At 65.8% G+C, this 2,067-nt stretch carries 1 protein-coding gene; it reads left to right on the forward strand.

The genetic code is table 11. From position 1 onward, the window contains the following. Positions 1 to 1,953, forward strand: a 1,953-nt coding sequence (locus VF167_02650) for an AAA family ATPase (GenBank protein ID HEX6924297.1), incomplete at its 5' end; no start/stop codon positions are given. Positions 1,954 to 2,067: the final 114 nt, after the last annotated feature.

Here is a 2,067-nt window from a genome sequence, read left to right on the forward strand (position 1 = left end):
GTGAATGGCGACGTGCCCGAGTCGCTTCGCAACCGCGAGCTCGTGACCCTCGACATCGGCCAGCTGCTGGCCGGTGCCAAGTATCGCGGCGAATTCGAGGAACGGCTCAAGTCGGTCATCAAGGAGCTGGTCGAGGCCGAAGGCCGCTACATCGTCTTCATCGACGAGCTGCACACGATTGTGGGCGCCGGGGCCGCCGAGGGTGCGGTGGATGCCTCCAACCTGCTGAAACCCGCGCTGGCGCGGGGCGAACTGCACGTGGTGGGCGCCACGACGCTGGATGAGTACCGCAAGCACATCGAAAAGGACGCTGCCCTCGAGCGGCGGTTCCAGCCGGTGCTGGTGGGCGAGCCCAGCGTGGCCGACACGATCGCAATCCTCCGTGGGCTCAAGGAGAAGTACGAAGTGCACCACGGCGTCCGGATTACGGATAACGCCATCGTGGCGGCAGCGACACTCTCCGATCGCTACATCGGCGACCGCTTCCTGCCCGACAAGGCGATCGACCTGGTGGACGAGGCCGCCAGTCGCCTTCGCATCGAGATCGACAGCCTGCCGCAGGAGATCGATGAAGTCGAGCGGCGCATCACCCAGCTGGAAATCCAGCGTGAGGCGCTCTCGCGCGAAAAGGACAAGGCTGGCAAGGAAGCGCTCGCGCGCGTGGAGCAGGAGATCTCGGGACTCAGGGAGCAGGGCGCGGGAATGAAGGCACAGTGGCAGTCGGAGAAGGACGCGATTCAGGGCATCCGCCAGAACAAGGCCGAGGTCGAGTCGTTGCGCAGCGAAGTTGAATTGGCCACTCGCCGTGGCGATCTCCAGAAGGCGGCTGAACTCCGATACGGCCGCATCCCTGAACTGGAGCAGAAGCTGGTCGCCGACGAGGCTCGGCTCGCCGAAGTTCAGGCCAAGGCGCGTTATCTCAAGGAAGAAGTGGACGCCGAGGATATCGCGGAGATTGTAGCCAAGTGGACCGGCATTCCGGTCTCCAAGATGCTCGAATCGGAGCGGGAGCGGCTCACCCGGCTCGAGGCCGAGCTCGCTCGGCGCGTCGTGGGCCAGGAGGCAGCGGTGACCGCGGTCGCCAACGCGGTGCGGCGGAGCCGGGCGGGGCTGCAGGACGTCAACCGTCCGACGGGATCATTCATCTTCCTGGGCCCGACCGGCGTGGGCAAGACCGAGACCGCGCGTGCGCTGGCCGAGTTCCTCTTTGACGACGAACGCGCGATGGTGCGGCTCGACATGTCGGAGTACATGGAGAAGCACACGGTGGCGCGGATGATCGGGGCGCCCCCGGGCTACATCGGCTACGAAGAAGGGGGGCAGCTCACCGAGGCGGTCCGCCGCCGGCCGTACAGCGTGGTACTGTTCGACGAGATCGAGAAGGCGCATCCCGACGTGTTCAACCTGCTGCTCCAGATCCTGGATGACGGCCGGCTGACCGATAGCCAGGGCCGGACCGTGGATTTCCGGAACACGGTGATCATCATGACCTCCAACATCGGCAGCCAGTATATCGTGGAAGCCGGAGCCGAGGCGGGTGATCAGGCGTGGAGTGACGTGGAGGCAGCTGTGCGCGGTGAACTGCGGGAGCATTTCCGTCCCGAGTTTCTCAATCGGGTGGATGATGTAATTGTCTTCCGGCCGCTTTCGCGCGCGGATCTGTCGCATATCGTGGGGCTGCAGCTGGCGCAGCTCGAGAAAATGCTGGGTGCGCGAAAGCTGCACCTCCGGGTCACGCCCGAGGCGCGGGCGCTGCTCGCCAACCGCGGTTATGATCCAGTCTACGGTGCACGGCCGCTCAAGCGCGTCATCCAGCGGGACCTGCAGAACCCCATTGCGCTGGCGGTGCTCGAAGGACAGTACCGGGAAGGCGACACGATTGTCGTGGACGCCAGGGGCGGGGAACTGGCTTTTGCTCGGGAGGCGACCATGGCTGAGGCGGCGAGTGCGTAGGGGGACGCCGTCCCCGTCGGACCTGACTGGCATGACGGCGGCGCTCCGGCTCGCACGCGCCGCCGCGGTCAGGGATGAAGTCCCGGTGGGTGCGGTCATCATGCGGGACGGCGA

The organism is Longimicrobiaceae bacterium (assembly GCA_036375715.1).
Lineage (GTDB): Bacteria > Gemmatimonadota > Gemmatimonadetes > Longimicrobiales > Longimicrobiaceae > DASVBS01.